Source organism: Bradyrhizobium sp. BR2003, assembly GCF_009720285.1.
GTDB lineage: Bacteria > Pseudomonadota > Alphaproteobacteria > Rhizobiales > Xanthobacteraceae > Bradyrhizobium > Bradyrhizobium elkanii.
In genome coordinates, this window is the sequence record NZ_SMYJ01000026.1 from 114,270 (window position 1) to 138,080 (window position 23,811).

20 protein-coding genes and 1 tRNA gene are annotated in these 23,811 nt (G+C 63.3%); 5 read left to right on the top strand and 16 right to left on the bottom strand.

The window, feature by feature from the left end; translation table 11 throughout:
- Nucleotides 1-46: 46 nt before the first annotated feature.
- From E2I15_RS38785 to E2I15_RS19565, 3 genes are all read right to left on the bottom strand, one after another.
- Entirely contained in the window at nt 47-526 is a 480-nt protein-coding gene (locus E2I15_RS38785) for a hypothetical protein (protein WP_196238922.1), read from the bottom strand.
- A 497-nt stretch (nt 527-1,023) separates the two neighbouring features.
- Nucleotides 1,024-1,170: a hypothetical protein gene (locus E2I15_RS19560; protein WP_155262465.1), complete on the bottom strand. Its 147-nt coding sequence runs from the start codon at nt 1,168-1,170 to the stop codon at nt 1,024-1,026.
- 612 nt (nt 1,171-1,782) lie between these two features.
- Entirely contained in the window at nt 1,783-2,142 is a 360-nt protein-coding gene (locus E2I15_RS19565) for a c-type cytochrome (protein ID WP_137478721.1), read from the bottom strand.
- A gap of 726 nt (nt 2,143-2,868) precedes the next feature.
- On the opposite strand from E2I15_RS19565, the gene E2I15_RS19570 reads away from it, so the two are divergent.
- Nucleotides 2,869-3,204 carry a hypothetical protein gene (locus E2I15_RS19570; protein ID WP_137478722.1) on the top strand — a complete coding sequence of 112 codons (336 nt, stop codon included), beginning with the start codon at nt 2,869-2,871 and terminating at the stop codon, nt 3,202-3,204.
- Nucleotides 3,205-3,637: 433 nt separating this feature from the next.
- Nucleotides 3,638-4,399 (top strand): hypothetical protein, encoded by a 762-nt coding sequence (locus E2I15_RS19575; protein ID WP_137478723.1) that lies wholly within the window; start codon nt 3,638-3,640, stop codon nt 4,397-4,399.
- Nucleotides 4,400-4,515: 116 nt separating this feature from the next.
- On the opposite strand, the gene E2I15_RS19580 is transcribed toward E2I15_RS19575, so the two are convergent.
- The 6 genes from E2I15_RS19580 to E2I15_RS19605 all read right to left on the bottom strand — a co-directional run bounded on the left by E2I15_RS19580 (nt 4,516) and on the right by E2I15_RS19605 (nt 9,383).
- Nucleotides 4,516-4,591, bottom strand: a tRNA-Lys gene (locus tag E2I15_RS19580).
- 175 nt (nt 4,592-4,766) lie between these two features.
- Nucleotides 4,767-5,357: a Spy/CpxP family protein refolding chaperone gene (locus tag E2I15_RS19585; protein WP_137478724.1), complete on the bottom strand. Its 591-nt coding sequence runs from the start codon at nt 5,355-5,357 to the stop codon at nt 4,767-4,769.
- Between the two features lie 161 nt (nt 5,358-5,518).
- Nucleotides 5,519-6,844, bottom strand: a complete 1,326-nt coding sequence (locus E2I15_RS19590) for a TRAP transporter large permease (protein WP_137478725.1) — start codon at nt 6,842-6,844, stop codon at nt 5,519-5,521.
- Entirely contained in the window at nt 6,841-7,416 is a 576-nt protein-coding gene (locus tag E2I15_RS19595) for a TRAP transporter small permease (RefSeq protein ID WP_137478726.1), read from the bottom strand. Before E2I15_RS19595 ends, E2I15_RS19590 begins: the two co-directional genes overlap by 4 nt.
- A 99-nt stretch (nt 7,417-7,515) precedes the next feature.
- Complete coding sequence (locus E2I15_RS19600) at nt 7,516-8,520, bottom strand: TRAP transporter substrate-binding protein (RefSeq protein ID WP_137478727.1); 1,005 nt, start codon at nt 8,518-8,520, stop codon at nt 7,516-7,518.
- A 509-nt stretch (nt 8,521-9,029) separates the two neighbouring features.
- Nucleotides 9,030-9,383, bottom strand: a complete 354-nt coding sequence (locus E2I15_RS19605) for a DUF2200 domain-containing protein (RefSeq protein ID WP_137478728.1) — start codon at nt 9,381-9,383, stop codon at nt 9,030-9,032.
- A 301-nt stretch (nt 9,384-9,684) separates the two neighbouring features.
- On the opposite strand from E2I15_RS19605, the gene E2I15_RS19610 reads away from it, so the two are divergent.
- Nucleotides 9,685-10,641 carry an MBL fold metallo-hydrolase gene (locus E2I15_RS19610; protein WP_137478729.1) on the top strand — a complete coding sequence of 319 codons (957 nt, stop codon included), beginning with the start codon at nt 9,685-9,687 and terminating at the stop codon, nt 10,639-10,641.
- A 531-nt stretch (nt 10,642-11,172) separates the two neighbouring features.
- Here the strand turns inward: E2I15_RS19610 and dapD are convergent.
- From dapD to E2I15_RS19630, 4 genes are all read right to left on the bottom strand, one after another.
- The gene (dapD, locus tag E2I15_RS19615) at nt 11,173-12,144 is read right to left on the bottom strand and encodes a 2,3,4,5-tetrahydropyridine-2,6-dicarboxylate N-succinyltransferase (protein ID WP_137478731.1); all 972 of its coding nucleotides are present in this window, start codon (nt 12,142-12,144) and stop codon (nt 11,173-11,175) included.
- A 237-nt stretch (nt 12,145-12,381) separates the two neighbouring features.
- Nucleotides 12,382-15,168 (bottom strand): formate dehydrogenase subunit alpha, encoded by a 2,787-nt coding sequence (gene fdhF / locus E2I15_RS19620; RefSeq protein ID WP_422109836.1) that lies wholly within the window; start codon nt 15,166-15,168, stop codon nt 12,382-12,384.
- A 36-nt stretch (nt 15,169-15,204) separates the two neighbouring features.
- Nucleotides 15,205-16,917, bottom strand: a complete 1,713-nt coding sequence (locus E2I15_RS19625) for an NAD(P)H-dependent oxidoreductase subunit E (protein ID WP_137478732.1) — start codon at nt 16,915-16,917, stop codon at nt 15,205-15,207.
- 207 nt (nt 16,918-17,124) lie between these two features.
- Nucleotides 17,125-18,378: a molybdopterin molybdotransferase MoeA gene (locus E2I15_RS19630; protein ID WP_137478733.1), complete on the bottom strand. Its 1,254-nt coding sequence runs from the start codon at nt 18,376-18,378 to the stop codon at nt 17,125-17,127.
- Between the two features lie 184 nt (nt 18,379-18,562).
- Here E2I15_RS19630 and E2I15_RS19635 point away from each other — a divergent pair, with 184 nt between their 5' ends.
- Nucleotides 18,563-19,447, top strand: coding sequence for a formate dehydrogenase accessory sulfurtransferase FdhD (locus tag E2I15_RS19635; protein WP_137478734.1), 885 nt, complete (start codon nt 18,563-18,565; stop codon nt 19,445-19,447).
- On the top strand, nt 19,440-20,072 hold the full coding sequence (gene mobA, locus E2I15_RS19640) for a molybdenum cofactor guanylyltransferase MobA (RefSeq protein WP_137478735.1): 633 nt from the start codon (nt 19,440-19,442) through the stop codon (nt 20,070-20,072). The genes E2I15_RS19635 and mobA overlap by 8 nt, the downstream gene beginning before the upstream one ends.
- 57 nt (nt 20,073-20,129) lie before the next feature.
- Here mobA and E2I15_RS19645 read toward each other — a convergent pair whose 3' ends face one another.
- The 3 genes from E2I15_RS19645 to E2I15_RS19660 all read right to left on the bottom strand — a co-directional run bounded on the left by E2I15_RS19645 (nt 20,130) and on the right by E2I15_RS19660 (nt 23,794).
- Complete coding sequence (locus tag E2I15_RS19645) at nt 20,130-21,062, bottom strand: LysR family transcriptional regulator (protein ID WP_137478736.1); 933 nt, start codon at nt 21,060-21,062, stop codon at nt 20,130-20,132.
- A 347-nt stretch (nt 21,063-21,409) separates the two neighbouring features.
- Nucleotides 21,410-22,969 (bottom strand): 2-isopropylmalate synthase, encoded by a 1,560-nt coding sequence (locus E2I15_RS19650; protein WP_137478737.1) that lies wholly within the window; start codon nt 22,967-22,969, stop codon nt 21,410-21,412.
- Nucleotides 22,970-23,344: 375 nt separating this feature from the next.
- Complete coding sequence (locus E2I15_RS19660) at nt 23,345-23,794, bottom strand: hypothetical protein (RefSeq protein ID WP_137478738.1); 450 nt, start codon at nt 23,792-23,794, stop codon at nt 23,345-23,347.
- Nucleotides 23,795-23,811: the final 17 nt, after the last annotated feature.

Genomic DNA, 23,811 nt, shown 5'->3' on the forward strand with positions numbered 1-23,811 from the left:
GCCGCCGGTTCGAGGTGGAAATCTGTTCCTTTACTCAGGGCCGAAGTTATCCCTGCCTCTTGAAGCGCTTGAGCAAGCCGTCCCAAGTTTTATCAGGGCTCCTGATATCGTCCCGCAGCTTCGCCCTCTCAAGCGTAACGAGATCGCCGCAGCCTTCGCAGGCAAATTGCGTTTCGTCGGAAAGCGAGGGCATCGCTTTCTCATGTTCAGGACCGGAAGCAGGACGCCGAGAATTGACGCCAGCATCGTCGCAAATCGCCATGTCGCCCAAGAGGGCGCAGCGAGGACAGTACCGGTCGGCGGCTTTGCCGAGTTGGCGTCTAAATTCGCCTCGAAGAGCTTCTCCCTCCCACGTCGTGCCATCGCTCTTGAGGAGCTTTCTGGCACGCGCAACGGCATGGTTCTCAGCCGCGTCGTCACCGATACGGATGGTCACATCCAAGTGGAATGGACACACTGCGATGGCACGGGTCGTTTCTAGCGCGTAGTGCACTGCCGAACCGAGATCGTCTGCGTTTACGGACATGCGAGCCTCCTCCTCGGAACCGAGGCCCAATGCGAGGTCGGGCCTCATCACCTCAACAGCCCCGACAGAATAGGTTGTTCGGCTACACCGCTTGTGTATTGCACCAGACCAACGCGATGCTTGATGTAGCGCAAAGTTCAGCGCCATGGGCGAGCAGCTAGCTCTATCGTTTGGCGGACGGCAGCAGCTCAGAGGCTGCTGATCCTGCCCGGCTGAACCGAGCCACGCCGGAGGCGGCATATGGACAGCTAACGGATTGGACCAACAACCTACGTAAGTTTCCGAACGTAGTCGCCCGGATAGCCTGCCCGGCAAAAACCGGGCAGAAGGGAGACACATTTCATCCCCGAGACATTGCTTGCGTTCGCCCGGCAGCCCTTCATGGGCTGCCGGGTTTTTATCCCCGCGCGGCTCGGGCGCCCTTTTGATCCCGATCAACCCGCCACCCGTGCCGCGCTGTAAAAGGCCGGATGGACCGCAATATGATCCTGCAGCACCTAGCCGTAGCCGAACGGCATGTCATGCAAGGCGAAGTTCACCTCGCGCGGCAGGAAGCGTTGATCGCCGAGCTGAACCGCAAGGAGCGCGACGTGACTCAGGCGCGCGACCTCCTCGCCACTCTGCGCGAGACGCAGGCTCTTCATGTGCAACATCGTGACCGCATTCTAGCGGAGCTGCGGCGCGGCCGATGATCCTGACGCAAGGAACCATTCGGCAGACTTCGCGCGGTGAAAATCGTCGGATAAGGACGACCGGATGGCGTTTTAGGACCGGCTGGCTTTCTTCTCGACCTCGCTTGCGAGCTTCCGCCATTCCTCAGCAGCCTGCAGCCAAGCTTCCTTCGCGCTTGCAGTCGTGGCCTTGGCCGCCTCGCTTTCGCATTCAGAGGCCTTTTGCCGGTATCGTTCAGCGTCCTGCGTAGGCATGCGATTGGGCAACCACCTTGTAGGAAAGCGTCCCAAGGTTAGCGCTGCGGCGCGACGGAACGCAGCCGTATGACTACGGTGCTGCTGCCTGAAAGCAGACCGAACCACCACCGCCCGGCGACAGCTCGGACCCCAGATGGCCCATTGCAGGCGCCGGGACATAGGCTACAGGCGTTTGCGCCGCCGCCAGGTACGAGGCAGAGATGATTTGGAAACGCGCACGAGCATCGCGCTCTGGCTCGGCGCAGGGTCGGCGAAATCGGATCGCTCCCGCTCCGCTCGGCGAGTTAGCAGAACATTTGTGAGCCTATCCCTGCCGCGAGTTCAGGTTTATTTCGACTTGGAAGGTTTCTGAATTGACTTCATATAGCTGACGACCTCCTCAGCATCCTCCCTGTTGAAGCGGAAGGTCGGCATGGAGGGATGGATGCTGCTGTAGCCGTTCTGCAGCCGTTGCAAGAAGTCGCTGTCGTAAAGTTTGGTTTCACTAAAGCTGCGAAAGGGCGGCGCTAGCTTGTTCGGGCTGTTACCGGTCCTGCCAATGGAGTGACATCCGGCGCATAGCTTTTGCAACATCTCTTTGCCATGCCGCTCCTCCCCAGCCCGCGCCTGGCTGGTGGAGTTCAAGAAGAGAAATATTGCCAGTAAAAGCAAGGATCGCGTCATCGCAGTCTTTCCGCTGTTCTGCATGGTTCGCCTTCTCTTAGGCGCAACCTTCCTTTACTTGCTCCAATTGTGCCAGTGTAGCCGATCAACGGCGCCTCGATCAGCCGCCAGCTTATCTCCGCCACGATGCAAGCGATTGGAAGGGCTGCTAGACCGGCTTGGATAGCCGAGGCAGATGTCGTAAGCTAGCGTGTGAGACAAATAGAACGCATAGTATCGGCGGCCCGGCCAGATGAATGGCCGCAACAACGCCGGCCACTCCACTCTCGTCGCCGCCCAGACGCGGCTGCGGGCATCGGGCGATGCTGCCGAGAGGGCAGTGATAGCGACGCGGACATGCAATGGATAGCGGGCACCGAGGCGACTGCAGTCGCGAGACCGGTCAACAAGGCACCCGCGCGCGGGACAGCGATAGCGACGCCGGCATACAATGACGGCGGGGCCCGCGGGCGAGTGCCTCCGGCGAGCGACACATTATCTATCTACATCTATCTACACCCGCGCGAGGAATCGAAGCCGAATGGCCGAGACATCGAACGGCTCGGTTGATGAGAGCCCAGTGCGGCGACAACCGCACGCATGCCGCGTAGGGCGCTAATGAGCGACACGATAACGCGAAGATGATCTACTTGACCAAACTGTCATTAGTCACCCCGAGATAACGTAAGCCCGCCGACCTGAGCCCGCGTAGCGCCAACTTTGCCAAGCTTGACGTTGAACGATCGGACTCAATGATGTCAGCTGCGCTTCATGGTGACCAACAGCTCTGCGGACAACTCAAGCAATGTCAGCGGCAAGCGCTGTGTCGGCGTGCGGCATAATTTGCTGCCACCGCGTTATCCGGAAAACGGCGCATGGCCCGCTGAGATGCGCGTCGACATGCTCGCGGCATATCTTGATTTCAGGAGCGTACGCGAACTGGTGCTTGCCGTTTCTCGAGACGATGCGCCGTCACCCACGAGCACTCGTGGTACCAGCCGGTCGCGAGAGGCAATATGGGCAAGAGTGAGTGTGGACGAGCATGTTGCAGGCACCCGCGCCATCAGGCAGAAGCTGCCGACATCAGATCTGGCAGCATTGGTATGAAGCCTCCCAAGACCGTTCTGAGATTGCCAGGTATTGCAGAAGAAAGCCGTTGAAGAGTGGTCGATGGGCTTACTTCTTCGAGCCGCCGACCTGGGCGCGCGCAAGGATGTCACGTCAAGGCGGAAGCACTTGGCGAGGATTACAGCACGGCGGTTGAACGTGCCGAGTACGTTCTGCTGCCGGCATTCGACAGCTGGCGCTCTCGCGGAATGACCACCTCGTTCCGATTGGAGTCGCCCCGGGGTCCTTTGATTGGCTTGTCGGCGTATTCAAGAGCCACCAGAAGTGGAAGGAAATCGACCACAAGACCCGGCGGCTCTACGAGCAGGGCCTTTCCCTGTTCGCCAACTACAGGCTGAAGGATGGCACCCGCGCCGGATCGAAGCAGATTTCTCAGTTCACGAAGGGTTTCGCCGACACGATCTATGCAAAGTTGCTGGTGGTGGAAGAGAAGGACGCAGACGGCAACGTTATCCGACGCGAACGCCGCCGCTTCGCAAATGCTGCAATGACCGCTTGCAGGCGCGCCTGGTTCGTCGGCCAGCGAACTCAGGACGTACCGGAGGTCAATCCATTCTCCCGCATGGGCCCGAAGGCGCGCTCACCGGGCAAGCCTGTCCGGGAGACCCCGACCGCGACCTGGGACGACCTCGTTGCGTTCAGGGAAGCCGCCAGGAGGCTCGGATACTTCTCGGTTGCAACGGCCGCGTTGGTAACTTGGGAATGGCTGCAGCGCGAGGAGCTTGTGTTCGGCGCCTTCGAGGTTACGCACTACCGTCCAAAGGAGCGGCCCAACAGCGTCAAGATCGTCCATCCAAAGAACGGCGAGGAAGCCTGGTGGCCGCTTTTCGATGAGCGGGGTAAAGCCCTCTTCCCGGAGTTGATGACCGAGCTCGATGCCATCAAGCAAACCACGGTTTCGGGGCCGGTTTTCCGGCGCGATCACGCGCACCGCAAATCACGTATTCCGATACCATGGATTACCGAACGCCAGGATCTCAGGTACCTGCGGAGCGTCGTGAAGGACATCGTCGCGGCGGCGGGGATTCGGGCCGAGCTCTCATTTACCTCTTTCCGCCACGGCGGGTTCACGGAAGGGGCCGACAGCGATCTGACGCGGAACTGCGTGCCGCCGGCCGCCACCGGTCGGCGCGACAATTGCCGACCTATGCGAAACGGACACGCAAACAGCTGATCTCGGGGACGCGGAAACGGCGCGAGGAGCGAACAAAAGCAGCCAGTTTGTCGGAATAGACACGGCTGCTTGTCGGAATGACCGCTACGAGGGCTAACCTAAGCTATTGAAAAGCTTGGTGGGCGCACCAGGGCTCGAACCTGGGACCCGCTGATTAAGAGTCAGCTGCTCTACCAACTGAGCTATGCGCCCGGAACTTGTCCGGAAATGACCCTCGCAAGAGAGCGGTCGTTTAGCAAAGCGATTCCCCGATGTCCAGCAAGCTCAAGCAAGTTTTCCCGACTTTTACCAACCCTCCCGACAGCCGAAAGGCCGCCGGAATCCGGCGGCCTTTCATAGGCTTGGCGAGGGTGCCGGCGGACGGCGCTCAGAGCCGGCCGGAGCGCTCCTGATCGGGGCCGTCGTCGCGGTCGAAACGGTCGTGATCGAAGCCGCGGCCGCCGCGCTCCCAGCGGTCCATGCCGCGCTCGAGGCGGTGGCGGCGCCAGCCCTCGGCGCCGAAGCCGCGCCCTTCCATATGGGTCAGCATGCTCAGCCGCCGCTTCTGGTTGTCGTCGAGCGTCTTGTAGAGCGGGTCGGCGGCGTCGGCGATCTTCTTCAGCGACGTCGCGGTCGACGCCATGTTGTCGGCGCGCTCGCGCAGGCGGGCGACCGGATCATCCGGCTTCTGCGCCTTGTCCGCATCGGTCTTCTCGGCGGCCATCCGCGCGTTGGCGCGATCGAGCCGCATCTTGGCGAAGTCGCGCACCGCGGCCTCAACCGGCGGCCACAGCTTCTCCTGATCGGCGTCGAGCTTCAGCCCAGCGTGGACGGCGGCGATCCGCGCGTCGAGGAAGGCGGCCCGATCCTCGGGGCTCATCCGCATATGGCCGTGGAACCAGGGACGATGCTGGGCATAGACCGCGGTCGAACCGGCAATCGTGAGCGCCGCGATACCGGCGAGCAGAACTTTCTTCATACGAACCTCCTTTGAAGGTTGCTCGAAGATGATGCCGCCCGCCCGCGCCTTCAACTTACGGATTGGACAGAGAGAGCTCTGTTACCAAGATGTAATCCGCTTTATTGCACCGCAGAAACATCCAAGGCGCGAGGTCGCGCTTTGGATGTCTGTTGTTTGCGCTAGAGCATTCCGAGCAGGCGCGGCAGCCACAGCGAGATCTCCGGCACGTAGGTCACAACGCCGAGGAAGATCAGCATCGTCAGCAACCACGGCCATACCGCGACCGTCAGCTCGGTAATCCCCATCTTGGCAATGCCAGATGCGACATAGAGGTTGAGACCGACCGGCGGATGGCACATGCCGACCTCCATGTTTACCACCATCAGGATGCCGAGATGCACCGGATGGATGCCGAGCTTGACCGCCACCGGAAACAGGATCGGCGCCATGATCAGCACAATCGAGGATGCCTCCATCACATTGCCGGCGATCAACAGCAGCACGTTGACGATCAGCAGGAACACGATCCAGTCGACACCGACCGAAGTGATCCAGGTTGCGATTTGCTGCGGAATGTTCTCGTTCGCCATCAGGAACGAGAACAGCACTGCATTGGTGATGATGTAGAGGATCATCGCGCTCATGTTGGCCGAGCCGAGCAGCACCTTCGGGACGTCCTTCAGCGACATGTCGCGGTAGACGAACACGGCGATGACGAACGCATACACCGCGCTGATCGCGGCCGCCTCGGTCGGCGTGAACATGCCGGTATAGATGCCACCCAGCACGATCAGGATCAGCAACAGTCCCCATACGCATTTGCGGAAGGCGGTGATCCGCTCCGCCCAGCTCGCCTTCGGCAGTCGCGGGTAGTCGTTGCGCCAGGCGCGGTAGAAAGTAGTCAGCCCGAGCAGCGTCGCAAGCATCAGGCCGGGTATCACGCCGGCGATGAACATCTGCCCGACCGACGCAGACGACACCCGGTGGCCGGCGGGATCAAGCGCGATACTGCCGCCGGTGGCGACGCAATAGATCACCATCACGATCGAGGGCGGGATCAGGATGCCAAGCGCGCCCGACGTCGTGATGACGCCGGCGCCGAAGCGCTTGGGAAATCCCTGCCTGACCATCGCCGGCATCATGATCGAGCCGATCGCGATCACCGTCGCGGGCGAAGATCCGGACACCGCGGCGAACAGCGCGCAGGCCATCACGCCGGCAAGTCCCAGCCCGCCATACCAGTGTCCGACCATGGAGGTGGCGAAGTTGATCATTCGCCGCGCTACTCCGCCGTGGGTCAGGAAATTGCCCGCGAGGATGAAGAACGGGATTGCCATGATCTCGAAATTGTCGATGCCGGTAAACAGCTTCAGCGCGACCGACTCCGTCGGCACGTTGGTCATCGTGTAGATGAAGGTGAGCACGGTGAGGCCGAGCGCGATCGAGATCGGCATGCCCGTCAGCATCAGCGCGATCAGGAGGCCGAAGATGATGAGGCTGGTCATCGCGTTACCTCCGCGGCGCCAACACCTGGCCCATCGACCTCGACGCCCTCGACGCGGGCATGGTCATGATGCGGCAGCTCGCCGGTGCGGAAATAGACGTACGCGACTTGCAGAAAGCGGAAGCACATCAGATAGGAGCCGAGTGGAATGCAGAGATAGACGATCCAACTCGGGATCTCGAGATCCGGCGAGACCTGGTCGGTGTGCATCAGACCCCACACGAACTTGGCGCCCATGGTGCCGATTACCGCCGTGAAAAACGCGCCACAAAGCAAGCCGAACAGGATGATCGTGTTCTTCCACGGCGATTTGAGCTGATTGACGACGACATCGACGCCGACATGGATGCCGGTGCGCACGCCGTAGGCGGCGCCAAACTTGGCGACCCATACGAACATGTAGATGCAGAGCTCCTGCGCCCAGGACAGGTTGATCGGAAACAGGATCGGATAAAGCAGAGGGATACCGATCAGATAACGATGCATGACGGCGACGAAGATCAGCAACGTCGCCGCCGCCATCAATGTCGCGATCAGTATCTCTTCGAGCCGGTCAAGAATACGCAGCAGCATCAAAGCTCCCCCTCACGGTCGGGCGGATACGCCGCGCCGTGGCCCCTCCAGCGGCCATTCCGGCCGCTGGCTCCTTCATTTGCGGTCTATGACGTCCGCTCAGTTCATCGGGCCGCGGCCCGTTTCCTTCAGGAACTCGTCGATCAAGGGCTGGCCGACGCGCGAGGCGACATCCTTGTAGACCGGCATCATCGCCTTGCGCATCGCCTCGTCCTGTTCCGGCGTCAGCTTGACGATCTCGCTCTTGCCGCTCTTCTTGATCTCGGCCAGCGCGTCCTCGTTCTCCTTGGCCGACTGGCTGTTGCCGAACTCGGTGGCTTCCTTCATCGCCTTGGAGAGCTGCTCACGGATATCGGCCGGCAGTTCGTCCCAGAACTTCTTGTTCACGACCACGACGTAGCCGATATAGCCGTGATTGGTCTCGGTGATGTACTTCTGCACCTCATGCATCTTCTGGGTGTAGATGTTCGACCAGGTGTTCTCCTGGCCATCCACCACGCCGGTCTGCAGTGCCTGGTAGACTTCCGAGAACGCCATGACCTGTGGAATCGCGCCGAGCGAGCGGAACTGGGCTTCCAGGACCTTGGACGATTGGATGCGGAATTTGAGCCCCTTGTAGTCGGCCGGCGCGACCAGCTTTTTGTTCGCGCTCATCTGCTTGAAGCCGTTGTCCCAATAGGCGAGACCGGTCATGCCCTTGGAATCCAGCTTCTTGAGCAATTTGGCGCCCAGCGGGCCGTCGGTAACCTTCCGCAGCGTCTTCAGGTCGGGCAGGATGTAGGGCAGATCGAAGACTTCGAATTCCTTCACGCCGATCGGCCCGAACTTCGAGTTGGACGGCGCCAGCATCTGAACGGCGCCGAGCTGCAGCGCCTCGAGTTCTTCCTTGTCCTTGTAGAGTTGCGAGTTCGGATAGACCTCGACCTTCACCTTGCCGCCGGTGTACTTCTCGGCCAGCTCCTTGAACTTCTCGGCCGCCTGCCCCTTCGGCGTGTTGGTGGCCACCACGTGGCTGAATTTGATGACGATCGGCGACTGCGCCGACGCCGGTCCTACGAAAGTCAGCGCAGCGATCGACGCCGCAGCCAGAATGAATTTACGCATATTTCCTCCCGCGTATTGCGGAGCACGAATACCGGCCCCGGGCACATCCGGTCGCACCATTACAGACAAGCAACGACGATTGCCATTGCCCCTTTAGCAGGGGCTAATTGCGCCATTGCTGCACTGCAAAATTCGATGCGACGGTATCCCTTTCGGCTCTTGCGACCGTTCAATGACACCGCCCGCACGCTGTGCCCGGCCACGGCGATGAGGTCAATGCGAGGTTTGGCAATGGCGGGTTCGCCGGGCGCGAATGCTGCGCGTGGTTTTTGCCGGCCGTCGTCCCTGCGGAAAGCAGCGACCCATAGGCCGCGGCAAATGTTGCAGATGGGACTCTTCGTTGTCGTCCTGGCGAGAAAGCCAGGACGACACTGAACGTGTTGGACGACGTGTGGCTCATGCTTCCCGCCGTCGGGCAAATCAGTGGCAGCGGCCCTCCCCGGTCCTTTCGTCATTGCGGGCGACGCATCAGCGTCCAGTGTCGCCTCGCCGGACGGACGGATCAGGCATCATTCCTTGCGCAGGATCTTATCCATGGCCTTTCCACGCGCCAGCTCATCGATCAGTTTATCCAGGTAGCGAATTTCCCGCATGGTTGGCTCTTTGATTTCCTCCACCTTGACACCGCACACCACGCCCTTGATCAGGGCCCGCGCAGGATTCATTTCAGGCGCCCTTGCGAAAAACGTTTCGAAGTCGGTTTGTTTTTCCAACTGAGCTTCCAGCTCCTTCGGACCGTAGCCGGTCAGCCAGCAGATCACCTGATCGACTTCCGCTTTGGTGCGTCCCTTCTTTTCCGCTTTCGCGACATAGAGCGGGTACACGCTTGCGAAGCTCGTCGTATAGATCCGATGCTTGGCCATGAATTGCTCCGAACGTTCGAATTCCGGGGTCTCGACGAGGAAATATTAGTCCTGGGTTGAACCGGCTTCGCCAATCCGAAGTGTCGCATGTGGCTGGGGGCATGGCGATGGCTTGCTGCCTCCCGTTTCGTCCCCAGCGCTCGCCTGCGGGCGCGCATGCGTTGGCAGCAATCGCTCTACAGCGACGGCAACCGCTCTGGGGCGGCGCCACACCCGATCCGCTAGATCATCACCATGTCCAATCCACGGGCGGAAACCCCGCCGGGATCGACATCAGGACCGAACGCAGGAGTCTTCAACGATGAACCAGATGATCCGCAACACGCAGCAGGAGACAAGCATGAGCCTCGACAATGTCTCGCGCACCGGCCGACCGGGACCCAGCGAACTGGTGCCGTCGCGCTACGCGCTGAAGATCGGCGAGATCGACGTGCTGGTCATCAGCGACGGGGTGCTGCCGCTGCCGACCAAGATGCTGGCGCACAACGCCGAGCCCGCCGCCCGGGCGGCCTGGCTGGGCGACATGTTCCTGCCGCCGGACGCGTTCGACTGGGCGCTGAACGTGGTCGTGGTACGGAGCGGCGAGCAAACCATCCTCGTCGACGCCGGGCTGGGGTCGGATCCGGACCTGCACCTGCCGAAGGCCGGACAGACGGTCAAGCGACTGGAGGCCGCCGGCATCGACCTTGGGTCCGTCACCGACGTGGTGCTGACCCACATGCATATGGACCACATCGGCGGGCTGCTCGTCGACGGCGTGAAGGAGCGGCTGCGTCGGGACCTGCGGATCCATGTGGCAGCCGCCGAGGTCAAGTTCTGGGAGTCGCCTGATTTCACCCACGCCGATATGCCGCCCGGATTCCCGGACGCGCTCCGGGCGACCGCGAAACGGTTCAGCAAGGAGTACCAGAGCCAACTCCGCCTGTTCGACGAGGAGCATGAGGTGGCGCCGGGCGTCGTCGTCTCCCGCACCGGCGGCCACACCCCGGGGCACAGCGTGGTCCGCCTGGCATCCGGCGGCGACCGGCTGATGTTCGCAGGTGACGCCGTGTTCGTTGTCGGGTTCGATCACCCAGACTGGTTCAACGGCTTCGAACACGATCCTGAGGAGGCAGCGCGCGTTCGGGTCCGACTCTTGCGGGAACTGGCGACGACCAATGAGCTGCTGGTTGCCACGCATATGCCGTTCCCGTCCGTCGGCCGGGTCGCGGCCGATGGCGACACCTTCCGCTGGGTCCCGGTGTTCTGGGACTACTGAGGGAGCTTCGTCGGGTGAGAGCCGAACCGGGGCGCGTACTCATATCGACCATGGGTGCGGGCCCCGGCTTCCGCGCGGCCCTCCTGAGCAAAGGTCGGCTACGGGCCGTAAGCGGTCATTCAAGCCAGTCGAGAGCGAATTAGCTTGCCTTGCTTTGAGTCCTTTTGCACTCTTAGGCAAGGAGGTCGATGCATGAAGATAATGACCGTCGCGTGCGCTCTCGGAGCGGCCCTCGCGCTGTGTAACCTCGGGACGTCTGGTGCTGAAGCCCGGGCGCGGAAAGCACAAATTGTTCATGAACCAAGGAGGGTCATTATCCCGACGCCCGTGATAAGGCCAACTCCGTGGGATTATTATATTGTTCCACGATATCAATATCGCCCTGAAGACGACCGGGTCGATCCATACGCCCCGCCCCTGGTGTCGTCGTGGCGCCTCTATGAGGCGTGGCGGTGGCCATACTGGTGGTGAATAGCGATCGCGCCAAACAGATCGCATTCCGAGTGGTGATCGTCCCCTGACGGACGGGGACTAGCCGTGAAGTTGCGCGTTGAGGCCGTCCCAATTCGGCGTACGTCTGGTTGCCTCAAGAGCGCCGCTCTGGGAATTACGACGAAAAAGCAGGCCCTTCTGGCCCGAGAGTTCCTTGGCTTTCAGGATCCGGCCATCTTCCAAAAGGATGCGCGCGCCTGCCGTGACATAACAGCCCGCTTCGACGATACAATCGTCACCCAATGAAATGCCGATACCGGCGTTGGCTCCGATCAGGCAGCGCTCACCAACTGTAATCCTCTCTTTGCCTCCTCCGGACAGAGTGCCCATGATCGAGGCTCCGCCACCAACGTCGCTGCCGCTTCCGACAACCACACCGGCGCTGATCCGGCCTTCGACCATGCAGGGACCGAGCGTACCTGCGTTGAAATTGCAAAAGCCTTCATGCATGACGGTCGTGCCCGGCGCCAGGTGGGCTCCGAGCCTTACGCGATCCGCATCTGCAATTCTCACCTCCGCAGGCGTCACATAATCAGTCATGCGCGGAAACTTATCCACGCCTGTCACCTCAAACGCGAGGCCACGCTTTCGTGCTTCCAGTCGCGCGTCCGATACATGAGAACATTCACAAGGACCGAGTGTGGTCCAAGCAACGTTCGGTAACAGACTGAAGATTCCGTCAAGGTTCAGGCAATTCGGCTGGACGAGCCGGTGGCTCAGCAGATGGAGTCGAAGATATGCGTCGTGCACGTCAGTCGGCGCAGATGCAAGGGAGCCGATTTCTGTACGGATTGGAACGATGTCGACATTGCGAATGTCGTCGTGTCGCGCGTATCCGTCTGCCGACTCTCCCAACGATCTGGTGATCTCGTCGCTCGCCAGCCGCACCGTTGCCGCCTTGTCGGCCTCCGCAACCAGGTGCAGCTGAAGAAACCAGGAATCCAGCACGCGACCGTCAGCGGCAATCGTCGCAAATCCCTCGCCTCTCGCGCCCCTCAGTTCCATCGCCATTTGAATGTCTCACACTACGATCCTGCACGTAATGCATACGCGAGTTCTCGTGGAAATGGCAACTTCCGGACTGTCAAACACGTCCGCTTTGGGGCAAAGGGCGACATGGGTCCATGCCGCGGCGACGCCCGCTGTCATGCTCTCGGCGGATGTCGATCGACGGTGCTTGCGGTGCCGTGTCGGGCGAGCGAGTAGCCGGGTCGGCCGGCTCGCCCTCCACGCTTCGTCCCGGGACCGCTACTCCGCCGCGGTCCGGATATCGATCTTCTCGGCGCGGACCGCGCAGAACTTGAACTCCGGAATCTTGCCGAACGGATCGAGCGCCGGATTGGTCAACAGGTTCGCCGCCGCCTCCGCGTAGCAGAACGGCATGAAGACCATGTTCTCGGGCACGTCGCGGTCGGCGCGCACCTTGACCTCGACCGCGCCGCGGCGCGTCTCGAGACGGATGAAATCGCCGGGCGCGAGCCCTTTCTTGCGCATGTCCTTCGGGGTCATGAACGCGACTGCTTCGGGCTCGATCTGGTCGAGCACCTGGGCACGGCGCGTCATCGAGCCGGTGTGCCAATGTTCGAGCACGCGGCCGGTCGACAGCACCATCGGGTACTCGTCGTCGGGCAGCTCGTCCGGCGCGATCACCTTGGCCGGCACGATCTTGCCGCGGCCGCTTTCGGTCGGGAAGCCGGTGGTGAAAATGATCTCGTTGCCCGGCTTGTCGGGATCGTCGACCGGATAGGTCACCGCGCCCTCGCGCACCAGGCGCTCCCAGCTAATGTTCTTCAGCGACGGCATCAGCTCGGCCATCTCGGTGAAGACCTCGCCCGGCCCCGCATAATTCCAGGGCAGCCCCATCCGCTTGCCGATCTCCTGGATGATCCAGAGGTCCTGCCTTGCATCGCCCGGCGGCTTGATCACCTCGCGCGCCAGCTGCACGCGGCGGTCGGTGTTGGTGAAGGAGCCGGACTTTTCGGCGAACGCCGAAGCCGGCAGGATGACGTCGGCGTGGAACGCGGTCTCGGTGACGAACAAATCCTGCACGACGAGATGATCGAGCTTGGCGAGCGCCTCGCGCGCGTGCTGCAGGTCCGGATCGGACATCGCGGGATTCTCGCCCTCGACATACATGCCGTGGATTTCGCCGGCGTGGATCGCGTTCATGATCTCGACGACGGTCAGCCCGCGCACCGGATCGAGCTCCTGCCCCCACAGTTTCTCGAAGGCGCCGCGCATGTCGTCGCGGCCGACCGGCTGGTAGTCCGGCAGGAACATCGGGATCAGGCCGGCGTCGGAGGCGCCCTGCACGTTGTTCTGCCCGCGTAGCGGATGCAGCCCGGTGCCGGGGCGGCCGACCTGACCGGTGATCAGGGCCAGCGCGATCAGGCAGCGCGCATTGTCGGTGCCGTGGACATGCTGGCTGATGCCCATGCCCCAGAAGATGATCGACGATTTGGCGCGGGCATAGGCGCGCGCGACCTCGCGCAGCGTCTCCGCCGGAATGCCGCAGATCGGCGACATCCGCTCCGGCGTGAACTCCTGAATCTTCGCCTTCAGCTCGTCATAGCCCTCGGTGTAGCCGGCGATGTACTGCTCGTCGGTCAGGCCCTCGGTGATGATCGTGTGGATCATCGCGTTCAGCATCGCGACGTCGCTGCCCGGCTTGAAGGCAAGATGCTGCGTGGCATGGCGCGACAGCGACTGCCGGCGCGGGTCCATCACGTAGAGCTTGGCGCCGCGCTTGGCGGCGTTCTTGATGTAGGTCGCGGCGACCGGATGGTTCACGGTCGGGTTGGCGCCGATCACCCAGATCACCTCGGCATCGGCCGCGGCCGCGAACGGCGCCGACACCGCGCCGGAACTCAATCCCTCGAACAGCGCCGCCACCGACGAGGCGTGACACAGCCGCGTGCAGTGGTCGACGTTGTTGGAGCCGAAGCCGGTGCGGACCAGCTTCTGGAACAGATAAGCTTCCTCGTTGGAGCCCTTGGCCGAGCCGAAGCCGGCCAGCGCCTTGGCGCCCTTCTCGTCGCGGATCTTGCGCAAGCCGGCCGCTGCAAGATCGAGCGCCTCTTCCCAGGATGCTTCGCGGAAATGGGTGTAGGGATTGGCCGGATCGACCTGGTCGTTGGCATTCTTCTTGACGCCGGGCAGCCGCACCAGCGGCTTGGTCAGGCGATTGGGGTGATGGATGTAGTCGAAGCCGAAGCGGCCCTTGACGCAGAGCCGGTTGTGATTGGCAGGACCATCGCGGCCTTCCGCGTAGATCACCTTCTCGTCCTTGACCTGGTAGGTGACCTGGCAGCCGACGCCGCAATACGGGCAGAGCGAATCCACCTTCTTGTCGGGATAGGTGACGCGGGTCTGCTTGTCATCGAGCATGACCGCCGGCATCAGGGCGCCGGTCGGGCAGGCCTGCACGCACTCGCCGCAGGCGACGCAGGTCGATTCGCCCATCGGATCGTCGAAGTCGAACACGATCTTGGCGTCGTGGTTGCGGTAGGCCATGCCGATCACGTCGTTGACCTGCACCTCGCGGCACGCCCGCACGCAGAGGCCGCACTGGATGCAGGCATCGAGATTGACGCGCATAGCGGGATGACTGGTGTCGGGCTGCCAGCGCTCGGTCGCCGGAAAGCGGCTTTCGGTCACGCCGGTCTTCTCGGCCCAGTGCCAGAATTTCGAGTCCGGATCGTGCGAAGTCTCGCGCGCCGGCTGGTCCGCCACGAGCAGCTCCATCACCATCTTCTGCGCCGCGACGGCGCGCTGGCTGGCCGACTTCACCTTCATGCCGACCGTCGGCGTCCGCTTGCAGGACGCCGCCAGCACGCGCTCGCCTTCGATTTCGACCATGCAGGCGCGGCAGTTGCCGTCGGGCCTGTAGTCCGGTGCGGGCGAATAGCACAAATGCGGGATCTCGGTGCCCTGGCGCTTGGCGACCTGCCAGATCGTCTCGCCGGCCCGCGCTTCGACCTGCTGGCCGTCGAGCTCGAACTGAATCGTCAGGCCTGAGTTCTGATTGTTGCTCATTCAAATCCTCGTCGAAATTCGTCTGCTCGGCCTCGCCTACTCGGCGGCTTGCTGCGGACGAAAGCCGTCCGGAAAATATTTGATCACGGAGGTCAGCGGATTGGAGGCCGCCTGACCGAGGCCACAGATCGACGCATCGCGCATCGCCTGGCTCAATTGATCGAGCAGCTCCTTGTTCCAGACCGGCTGCTGCATCAGCAGCGCCGCCTTCTCGGTTCCGGCGCGGCACGGCGTGCACTGCCCGCAGCTCTCGTCCTCGAAGAACTTCATCAGGTTCAGCGCGGCATCCCTGACGTCATCGGCCTGCGAGAGCACGACCACGGCGGCGGAGCCGATGAAGCAGCCATATTTCTCCAGCGTGCCGAAATCGAGCGGGATGTCGTCCATCGACGCCGGCAGGATGCCGCCCGATGCGCCGCCCGGCAGATAGGCCTGCAAGGTATGCCCATCGGCCATGCCGCCGCAGAACTCGTCGATCAGCTCGCGCAGCGTGATGCCGGCCGGCGCGAGCTTGACGCCGGGATCCTTGACGCGTCCCGACACCGAGAAGCTGCGCAAGCCGTGGCGCTCGTTGCGGCCGTGGCTCTTCCACCAGTCGGCGCCCTTCTCGACGATGTCGCGCACCCACCACAACGTCTCGATGTTGTTGATCAGCGTCGGCAGGCCGAACAGCCCGACCTGGAACGGATATGGCGGCTTGTGCCGCGGCAGGCCGCGCTTGCCCTCGATCGATTCCAGCAGCGAGGATTCCTCGCCGCAGATATAGGCGCCGGCGCCGCGCCGCAGATGCAGCGTCGGACCACCCGGCGGGAGCTTTGCGATCTCGCGGGCGAGGATCTCGCGGCAGGCCGGGTACTCGTCGCGGATATAGATGTAGACTTCGGGCGCGTCGACCACGTGGGCGGCGATCAGCATGCCCTCGAGGAAGCGATGCGGATCGGTCTCGAGATAATAGCGGTCCTTGAACGTGCCGGGCTCGCCCTCGTCGCCGTTCACCGCCATCAATCGCGGACCGGGTTCGCCGAGCACCGCGCGCCACTTGCGGCCGGTCGGAAAACCGGCGCCGCCCAGGCCGCGCAGCGATGCGTCGTCGAGCGCCTTCAGCAGGTCTTCGCGCGGCAGCTCGCCCGAGCGCAGGCGCGCCAGCAGCTGGTATCCGCCGCCGGCGACATAGGCGTCGTAGTCGACATATGGCGGAAGGTGCACATGGGTGTCGCCGTTCTTCGCCGCCGCCAGCACATTGGTGACGGTCGCATGATCGACGAAGTTGTGGCCGACCTCGGCAGCGGGGGCGGTGTCGCAGCGGCCGACGCACGGCGCCCGCACGACGCGCATGCCGGGGCCGGCGCGGTTCTGCAGATCCTTCAACAGCTTCTCGCCACCGAGCATCGCGCAGGTCAGCGAATCGCAGACACGCACGGTGAGCGGCGCGATGTCAGGCTCGCCTTCCTTCACGATATCGAAATGCGCGTAGAAGGTGGCGGTCTCGAACACTTCGGCGAACGACAGCTTCATCTCGTCGGCGAGCGCGGCAAGATGCGCCGCCGAGATCTGATGATACTTGTCCTGGATCAGATGCAGATACTCGATCAGGAGGTCGCGCCGCCTCGGACGATCGGCGAGCAGCGCCTCGATCTCATGGGCGGCCACGGGGTCGACCTGGCGTCCCTTGGGCGTAGCCTTCGCTCGCTTCCTGCCCTGTCCGGGATGCTCGAACGCACGAACCTTGTGAACGTCGTCTCGACTCATGAAGCCTCGCCTTGGAAACCACGCCTTGCGCGAATTGCACTGCTTCGACGAACTCTATTCTCTGGTATGCCAGAGGCAAGCAGTTTTAGAACGCCTCTAGCAGCGTCGGGTTGCCGCGTAGGCCGTTGTTTATGTTTGCCTATCGGGCGATCTGATTTTGCTATCGCGCGCCCGTCGCGCTGCGCGGTCTCGACCGCGTTTCAGCTCTCACAGCAGATCCGCGTAGCCGAGAAAGCCGACGGCATCGCCAGGTTCAACCCGCACCACCGGCTCCCCGAGTTCGACCAGTCCATCGGTCTCGATCAGCGACGACAACAGGCCGGCTCCTTCGCGGGGAAACTTGCTCGCCTCCAGCGCACCGTCCGCCGTCCGTCGCAGCGAAACGCGGACATATTCGCGCCGCCCGCTCTTCTTCTTGTAGCTGAAGGCAGCCCGCACCGGCATCGGCAGCAAGGGGGATGGCACGGCGCCCGACAGCGCCAGCACGGTCGGCCGCACGACGTGGACGAAGGTGACGAAGCTCGCCACCGGATTGCCGGGCAGGCCGATCAGCGGGGTGCCGTCGATGATTCCCATCGCCACCGGGCGGCCGGGCTTGATCGCCATCCGCCACAGCACCAGCGAGCCCGCCCGTTCGATGCCGGCCCTGACGTGGTCCTCTTCGCCGGTCGAGACCCCGCCGGTGGTCAGGATCAGGTCGTAGCGCCGCGCGACCTGCTTGAGCGCCGCGGCGAGCTCGGCCCGCTCGTCGCGCAGGATGCCGAGATCGCCGACCTCGCAACCAAACCGCCGCAACATCGCCATCAACATGAAGCGGTTGGAATCGAACAGTTGCGCTTCGGTGCGCGCGCTGCCGGGCGCGGCCAGTTCATCGCCGGTAGAGAACACCCCGACGCGAAGCTTCCGCACTACATCGAGCGTGGTGAGCCCGAACGCCGCGGCGACCGCAATATCCTGCGGGCGCAGGCGCCGTCCCGACGCCAGCGCGACGTGGCCGCGCGGAATGTCCTCGCCGGCCGGACGCACATTGGCGCCGATCTTCAGGCCGGACGGCAGGATCACGTTTCCCGCATCGTCGATCCGCACGTCTTCCTGCATGAACACGGTGTCGGTGCCATCGGGCATCGGCGCGCCGGTGAAGATCCGCACCGCCTGGCCCGCCTGCGCCGGCTGCGCCGACGCGCCCGCCTGCACCCGCCCGGCAACGGGGAATGCGCGCTCGCCGCTCGCCGGCAGGTCCGCGCCGGATACCGCGTAGCCGTCGACGGCGGAATTCCTGAACGGCGGCAGCGCAAGCGGTGCGACAATATCGCCGGCCAAGATGCGTCCGTCCGCATCCACCAGGGCAACGGCTTCAGTCTCGCCGACAGGCTTGACCCGCGCGGCGATGATCGCGACGGCTTCGTCGACCGACATCATCGGTCCGCCGAACGCGAAGCAGTCGTCCGAAAGCTGCGCCATGATCTTCCTCAGTCCTCGGCCATCGACAAGATTTGTTCGACCCAGATCGCGAACTGCGCGTTATCCTTAAAGCCGGACCGATCGATGGCAGTTCCCGCGACGCGGCGGAGAGTCGCCAGTCAGTCTCCGAACGTGCTTATATCCCCAGCTCCGTTGCCATGTGAACCCATTCGGACCTCCCGCAGTGACCGAGAAAACCACCGCTCCCATCATTGTTCCTGATCCGGACGATCCGCGCCTGACGGAGCGCGTGGCCGGCGTCGACCAGACCGGCGCGCGGACCGAGATCAAGGTGCCGGTCGAGCGGCCGCTGACGCTGTACCTCAACGCGCAGGAGATCGTCACGATGATGACGATCAACGACTACCCCGAATACCTCGCACTCGGCTACCTCTTGAACCAGAACATGCTCAAATACGACGACGTCGTCACCGAGGTCGAATATGACGACGATCTCGAGGTCGTCGTGGTGCGCACCGCGCACCACACCAATTTCGAAGCGAAGCTGAAGAAGCGCACGCAGACCTCGGGCTGCGCCCAGGGCACCGCGTTCGGCGACCTGCTCGAAGCCGTCGAGAAGGTCGCGCTGCCGAAGGCCGAACTGCGTACCTCGTGGCTCTACCGGATGACGCACACCATCAACACGATGCCGTCGCTCTATCTGGAAGCCGGCGCCATTCACGGCTGCGTGCTTTGCAAGGAGGCGACGCCGGTGTGCTACACCGAGGACGTCGGCCGGCACAACGCCGTCGACAAGATCGCGGGCTGGATCTATCGCCACAATGTCGATCCGGCCGACAAGATCCTCTACACCACCGGGCGGCTGACCTCGGAGATGGTGATCAAGACGGTGCGGATGGGGATCCCGATCCTGGTCTCGCGCTCCGGATTCACGGCATGGGGCGTCGATCTGGCGCGGCAGGTCGGCCTGACGCTGGTCGGGCGCGCCCGCGGCAAGCGCTTCATCGCGCTGTCGGGCCAGGAGCGGATCGTCTACGACCAGAACCTCGACTATGTCGAAGAGGAATCGATGCGTCACAAGCGCAAGGGCGAGACCGACAATGACTGATATTCCGGGGACTGCCGTCCCGGGCGTGCTGCTCGCCGGCGGCCTCGCGCGGCGGATGGGCGGCGGCGACAAGCCGATGCGCAAGATCGCGGGCCGTACCATCCTGCAGCGGGTGATCGACCGTCTCGCCCCGCAATGCAGTGGGCTGATCATCAACGCCAATGGCGATCCGGCGCGCTTCGCCGCGTTCGGCCTTCCGGTCGTGGCCGACGATGTCGCCGACTATCCCGGTCCGCTCGCCGGCATCCTGGCAGCGCTCGACTGGGTTGCCGCCAACCGGCCGGATGCGCAGTGGCTGCTCAGCGCCGCAGGCGACTGTCCGTTTCTGCCGCGCGATCTCGTCGCGCGCCTCGCGCAAGCACGCGCGGCTGGGAATGCCGAGCTCGCGGTCGCTTCATCCGGCGGGCAGAAGCATCCCGTGATCGGCCTCTGGAGCGTGCGTTTGCGGAACGAGTTGCGCCAGGCGCTGGTCGTCGAGGAAGTGCGCAAGATCGACCGTTGGACCGCGCGCTATCCGCTCGCAACGGTCGAGTGGCCGACGGAGCCGCTCGATCCGTTCTTCAACGCCAACACCGTCGAGGACATCGCAGAAGCCGACCGCCTCGCCGCGCTCGATGGCGGCTAACGTCCGCTGGGCCACGGCGGCGCCCTCTGCGGGGGTGAATCGTGATGCGACGCCCGCTTAGCGCGCCTGCGCCACGCCTATCCGCGCAGTATTTCCCGCCTCCGCCGCGCGCAGATAGTCCAGCATCAGGCGGCTGGTTGCCGACAGATGCGTGGTGTCGCGGACCACGATCTTCAGCTCGCGCCGTCCCCAATCGTCGCGCAGCGGGATGGCGCGAAGGCCCATGCCGGCGCCGACCACCTCGAAGGCGCGGTCGGGGATCAGCCCGAGCCCCATATTGGCCTGCACCATGCGGCAGACCGCATCAAAGCCGGGCACATTGATGCGCAGCCGCATCGCCTTGCCGGCTTGCGTCGCCGCGTATTGCGAGCGGAGATAGATCGAGCTCGCGGTGTGCAAGCCGATATGGTCGAAATCGAGTGTCTCGGTGAACAGCAATGTCTCGCGGCCGGCCAGCCGATGGTCGGCGCGCATCACCACCACCAGATTGTCGTAACGATAATGGAAGGCCTCGAGCGCGCGGCTGTCGGCCTCGACCGAGCAGATGCCGATCTCGGCTGCGCCCTCCTCGATGCCGCGCACCACCTGCCCGCTCGGCCGCTCCTGCAGATCGACACGGAGCAATTCATGCGCGGCGAAGAAGGCGGAGAGATCCTCTGGCAGGTACTGCACGATCGCCGAGAGATTGGCGAGCATGCGGACATGGCCGCGCACGCCTTGCGAATATTCCGACAGTTCGACCGCGATCTTCTCGACATTGAGCAGCGTCACCCGGGCGTGATGCAGCAGCGCCTCGCCGGCCGGCGTCAGCGCCATGCCCTTGGCGAGCCGCTTGAACAGCGTGACGCCGAATGCCAGCTCGAAATCGTTCATCCGTTTCGACACCGCCGACGCCGCGATCCCCTCGCGCTGCGCAGCGCGGGTGAGGTTCTGCTCGTCGCAGACCGCGACGAACAGGCGAAGCGTCGTCAGGTCGACCCGGCGCGTCAGCGCGGTCTACGCCGGCGTGGCGGCGCGCGGAAGGTCTGTCACGATGGAGGAGATCGGCATGGACGGCGTTCCCCGGAAAGAACGCAGCGTAGCGCTGGAGACGGCGCGGAAGATTCCAAAGCGGTGCGGGATGGAGCGGATTGTTGGGATAGGATTCCAACAATGGTCGAGTTGGGCAGTTTTTATCCCAACCAGCCGACCGCCAGCTGTGATTACGAGCGCAGTCTCACCGTCACCCCTGCGCAAAGGCTTCGCCTTTGCGCAGGGGTGACGGGAAATGTGGGGCGTTCAAACAAAAACGCGGCGTCGAGGCGCCGCGTTTCAACTTTGTCGGTCGACCTCGCTCGTCAGCCCGCGGCCTTGGCCGGCACGTCGCGCTGGCGCTTCATCACGATCTTGTTCAGCGCACCGAGATAGGCCTTTGCGGAGGCGACCAGCGTGTCCGGATCGGCGGCGCGGGCGGTCATCGAGCGACCTTCATGGGCCAGACGCACCGAGACTTCGGCCTGCGCGTCAGTGCCCTCGGTCACCGCGTGCACCTGATAGAGCTCCAACTTGGCCTCGTGCGGCACCAGACGCTTGATGCAGTTGAAGACGGCGTCGACCGGGCCGTTGCCCTCGGCCTCCTCGATCTTGATCTGGCCGTCGACGTCGAGCTTCATGGTCGCGCGCTGCGGGCCATGGGTGCCGGCGATCACGGTCAGCGAGGTCAGCTTGATGCGGTCGTGGGCGGCCGCCATCTCCTGGTCGACCAGCGCCTCGATGTCCTCATCGTAGATGTCCTTCTTGCGGTCGGCCAGCGCCTTCATCCGCGTAAAGGCATCCTCCAGCTGGTTGGCGCCGAGCTTGTAGCCCATCTCCTCCAGCTTGTGGATGAAGGCGTGGCGGCCGGAATGCTTGCCGAGCACCAGCGAGGACTGCTTCAGGCCGACCATCTCGGGCCGCATGATCTCGTAGGTCGAGGCGTCCTTCAGCACGCCGTCCTGATGGATGCCGCTCTCATGCGCGAACGCGTTACGGCCGACGATCGCCTTGTTGTACTGCACCGGGAACGAGGTGGCCGCGGACACCACCTTCGAGGCGCGGGTGAGCTGCGTGGTGTCGATCTTATTCCAGAACGGAAACTTGTCGTTCCGCACGTTGATCGCCATCACGATCTCTTCCAGCGCGGCATTGCCGGCGCGCTCGCCGATGCCGTTGACGGTGCACTCGACCTGCCGCGCGCCACCGACGACGCCGGCCAGCGAGTTCGCGACCGCCATGCCGAGGTCGTTGTGGCAGTGCACCGAGAAGATCGCCTTGTCGGAGTTCGGCACGCGCTCGATCAGCGTGCGCATGAAGCGGGTGTATTCCTCCGGCACCGTGTAACCCACGGTGTCGGGGATGTTCACCGTGGTGGCGCCGGCCTTGATCACCGCTTCGACGATCCGGCACAGATAGTCCATCTCGCTACGGGTGCCGTCCTCGGCCGACCATTCGACGTCGTCGATCTGGTTGCGGGCGCGGGCGACCATCGCGACCGAGGTCTCGATGACCTCCTCGGGGGTCTTGTTCAACTTCACCCGCATATGCAGCGGCGAGGTCGCGATCACGGTGTGGACGCGGCCGCGGCGGGCGAACTTCACGGCTTCGGCGCACCGGTCGATGTCGGCCGGATGGGCGCGCGACAGGCCGGCGATGACCGCGTTCTTGGAGCGGCGGGCGATCTCGCTGACCGCCTGGAAATCGCCTTCCGAGGTGATCGGGAAGCCGGCCTCGATGACGTCGACGCCCATGTCGTCCAGCAGCTCGGCAACCTCGAGCTTTTCCTCGAAGGTCATGGTGGCGCCGGGGCACTGCTCGCCGTCGCGCAAGGTGGTGTCGAAAATGATGACGCGATCCTTCTCGGACTTGTTCGCGGTGGCCATGTCAGAAATTCCTTTAAGCTTTGCGCCCGTCATGTTGCTCCTTGAGCAATTCCTTGGGCGATATCAGGGTTCGGTGATCTCGTACAAACCCCTGAGTGCCCAGGCGCAAACGCCCAGCCGGCCCTCAGGGGCAGGTAAGAAGAAGGCCGCCAATAAGCAGGGTGGGCGCTGCGGCAGGGATCGTGGCGGTAGCCTCAGCCACCTCCCCCGAAATCCCATCAATTTGGCCGCGAATCAGCATTGCCAGACCCTGTTGAGCGCCGAAATCCTCGGACAAAACCATTGACGGTTGGTTGCCGGGACGCGCTGTGCGCCGTCGTTCTAGACGATTATGGCAAGCCGCCGCAATGGGTAAAGATGGTCAGCGAGGTTGACCTAACATGGCCGCATGGCTGGGGCGCGATCGCCCTCACCTGACTTCCGCGCGGGACTCAGCTCGATGCACCGCGGGGCATAAGCTCTCCAATCGTATCCGACCAGCAGATCGGCGCTCAACAATTGGTCGTCGATCAAAGGACGGCCGACTGTCGCGGCGGCATAGGTCAACATCGTCGCGGCGATCACAACCACCAGATTCTGCGACCAGCAGTTTATGAACAATTGGACGAATTGGATTCGCAGTCCCTTTGTCACGAGATAGGCGCTGAGCAAGATCGCTGCCATCCCGCCATAGCCAGCCCAATTGACATCGACGTGCCGGAATCCGGACCAACGGAAGGCGGCAAAGCAACCGGCCAAGAATAGCAGGACAGGCGCCCAAAGCACGCCCCTCAGTGCCTTATCGTTCGCGTTGTAACTGCCCGTCGCTAAATCTGTGGTTGCCATGCCTCCATGTTGCGTCA

Coding starts and splice junctions, on each gene's coding strand:
- E2I15_RS19650 (WP_137478737.1), bottom strand. CDS start 22,969: ATGGCCACCGCGAACAAGTCCGAGAAGGATCGCGTCATCATTTTCGAC.
- E2I15_RS19560 (WP_155262465.1), bottom strand. CDS start 1,170: ATGAAGAGCCTGCGTCTCGCGCAGAGTGGCGAGGAGGTCGCGCGCCTG.
- E2I15_RS19625 (WP_137478732.1), bottom strand. CDS start 16,917: ATGAGTCGAGACGACGTTCACAAGGTTCGTGCGTTCGAGCATCCCGGA.
- E2I15_RS19585 (WP_137478724.1), bottom strand. CDS start 5,357: ATGAAGAAAGTTCTGCTCGCCGGTATCGCGGCGCTCACGATTGCCGGT.
- E2I15_RS19600 (WP_137478727.1), bottom strand. CDS start 8,520: ATGCGTAAATTCATTCTGGCTGCGGCGTCGATCGCTGCGCTGACTTTC.
- mobA (WP_137478735.1), top strand. CDS start 19,440: ATGACTGATATTCCGGGGACTGCCGTCCCGGGCGTGCTGCTCGCCGGC.
- E2I15_RS19565 (WP_137478721.1), bottom strand. CDS start 2,142: ATGCAGAACAGCGGAAAGACTGCGATGACGCGATCCTTGCTTTTACTG.
- E2I15_RS19605 (WP_137478728.1), bottom strand. CDS start 9,383: ATGGCCAAGCATCGGATCTATACGACGAGCTTCGCAAGCGTGTACCCG.
- dapD (WP_137478731.1), bottom strand. CDS start 12,144: ATGGCGATGGAACTGAGGGGCGCGAGAGGCGAGGGATTTGCGACGATT.
- E2I15_RS19660 (WP_137478738.1), bottom strand. CDS start 23,794: ATGGCAACCACAGATTTAGCGACGGGCAGTTACAACGCGAACGATAAG.
- E2I15_RS19630 (WP_137478733.1), bottom strand. CDS start 18,378: ATGGCGCAGCTTTCGGACGACTGCTTCGCGTTCGGCGGACCGATGATG.
- E2I15_RS19570 (WP_137478722.1), top strand. CDS start 2,869: ATGGTGACCAACAGCTCTGCGGACAACTCAAGCAATGTCAGCGGCAAG.
- E2I15_RS19595 (WP_137478726.1), bottom strand. CDS start 7,416: ATGCTGCTGCGTATTCTTGACCGGCTCGAAGAGATACTGATCGCGACA.
- E2I15_RS19590 (WP_137478725.1), bottom strand. CDS start 6,844: ATGACCAGCCTCATCATCTTCGGCCTCCTGATCGCGCTGATGCTGACG.
- fdhF (WP_422109836.1), bottom strand. CDS start 15,168: ATGAGCAACAATCAGAACTCAGGCCTGACGATTCAGTTCGAGCTCGAC.
- E2I15_RS19610 (WP_137478729.1), top strand. CDS start 9,685: ATGAACCAGATGATCCGCAACACGCAGCAGGAGACAAGCATGAGCCTC.
- E2I15_RS38785 (WP_196238922.1), bottom strand. CDS start 526: ATGTCCGTAAACGCAGACGATCTCGGTTCGGCAGTGCACTACGCGCTA.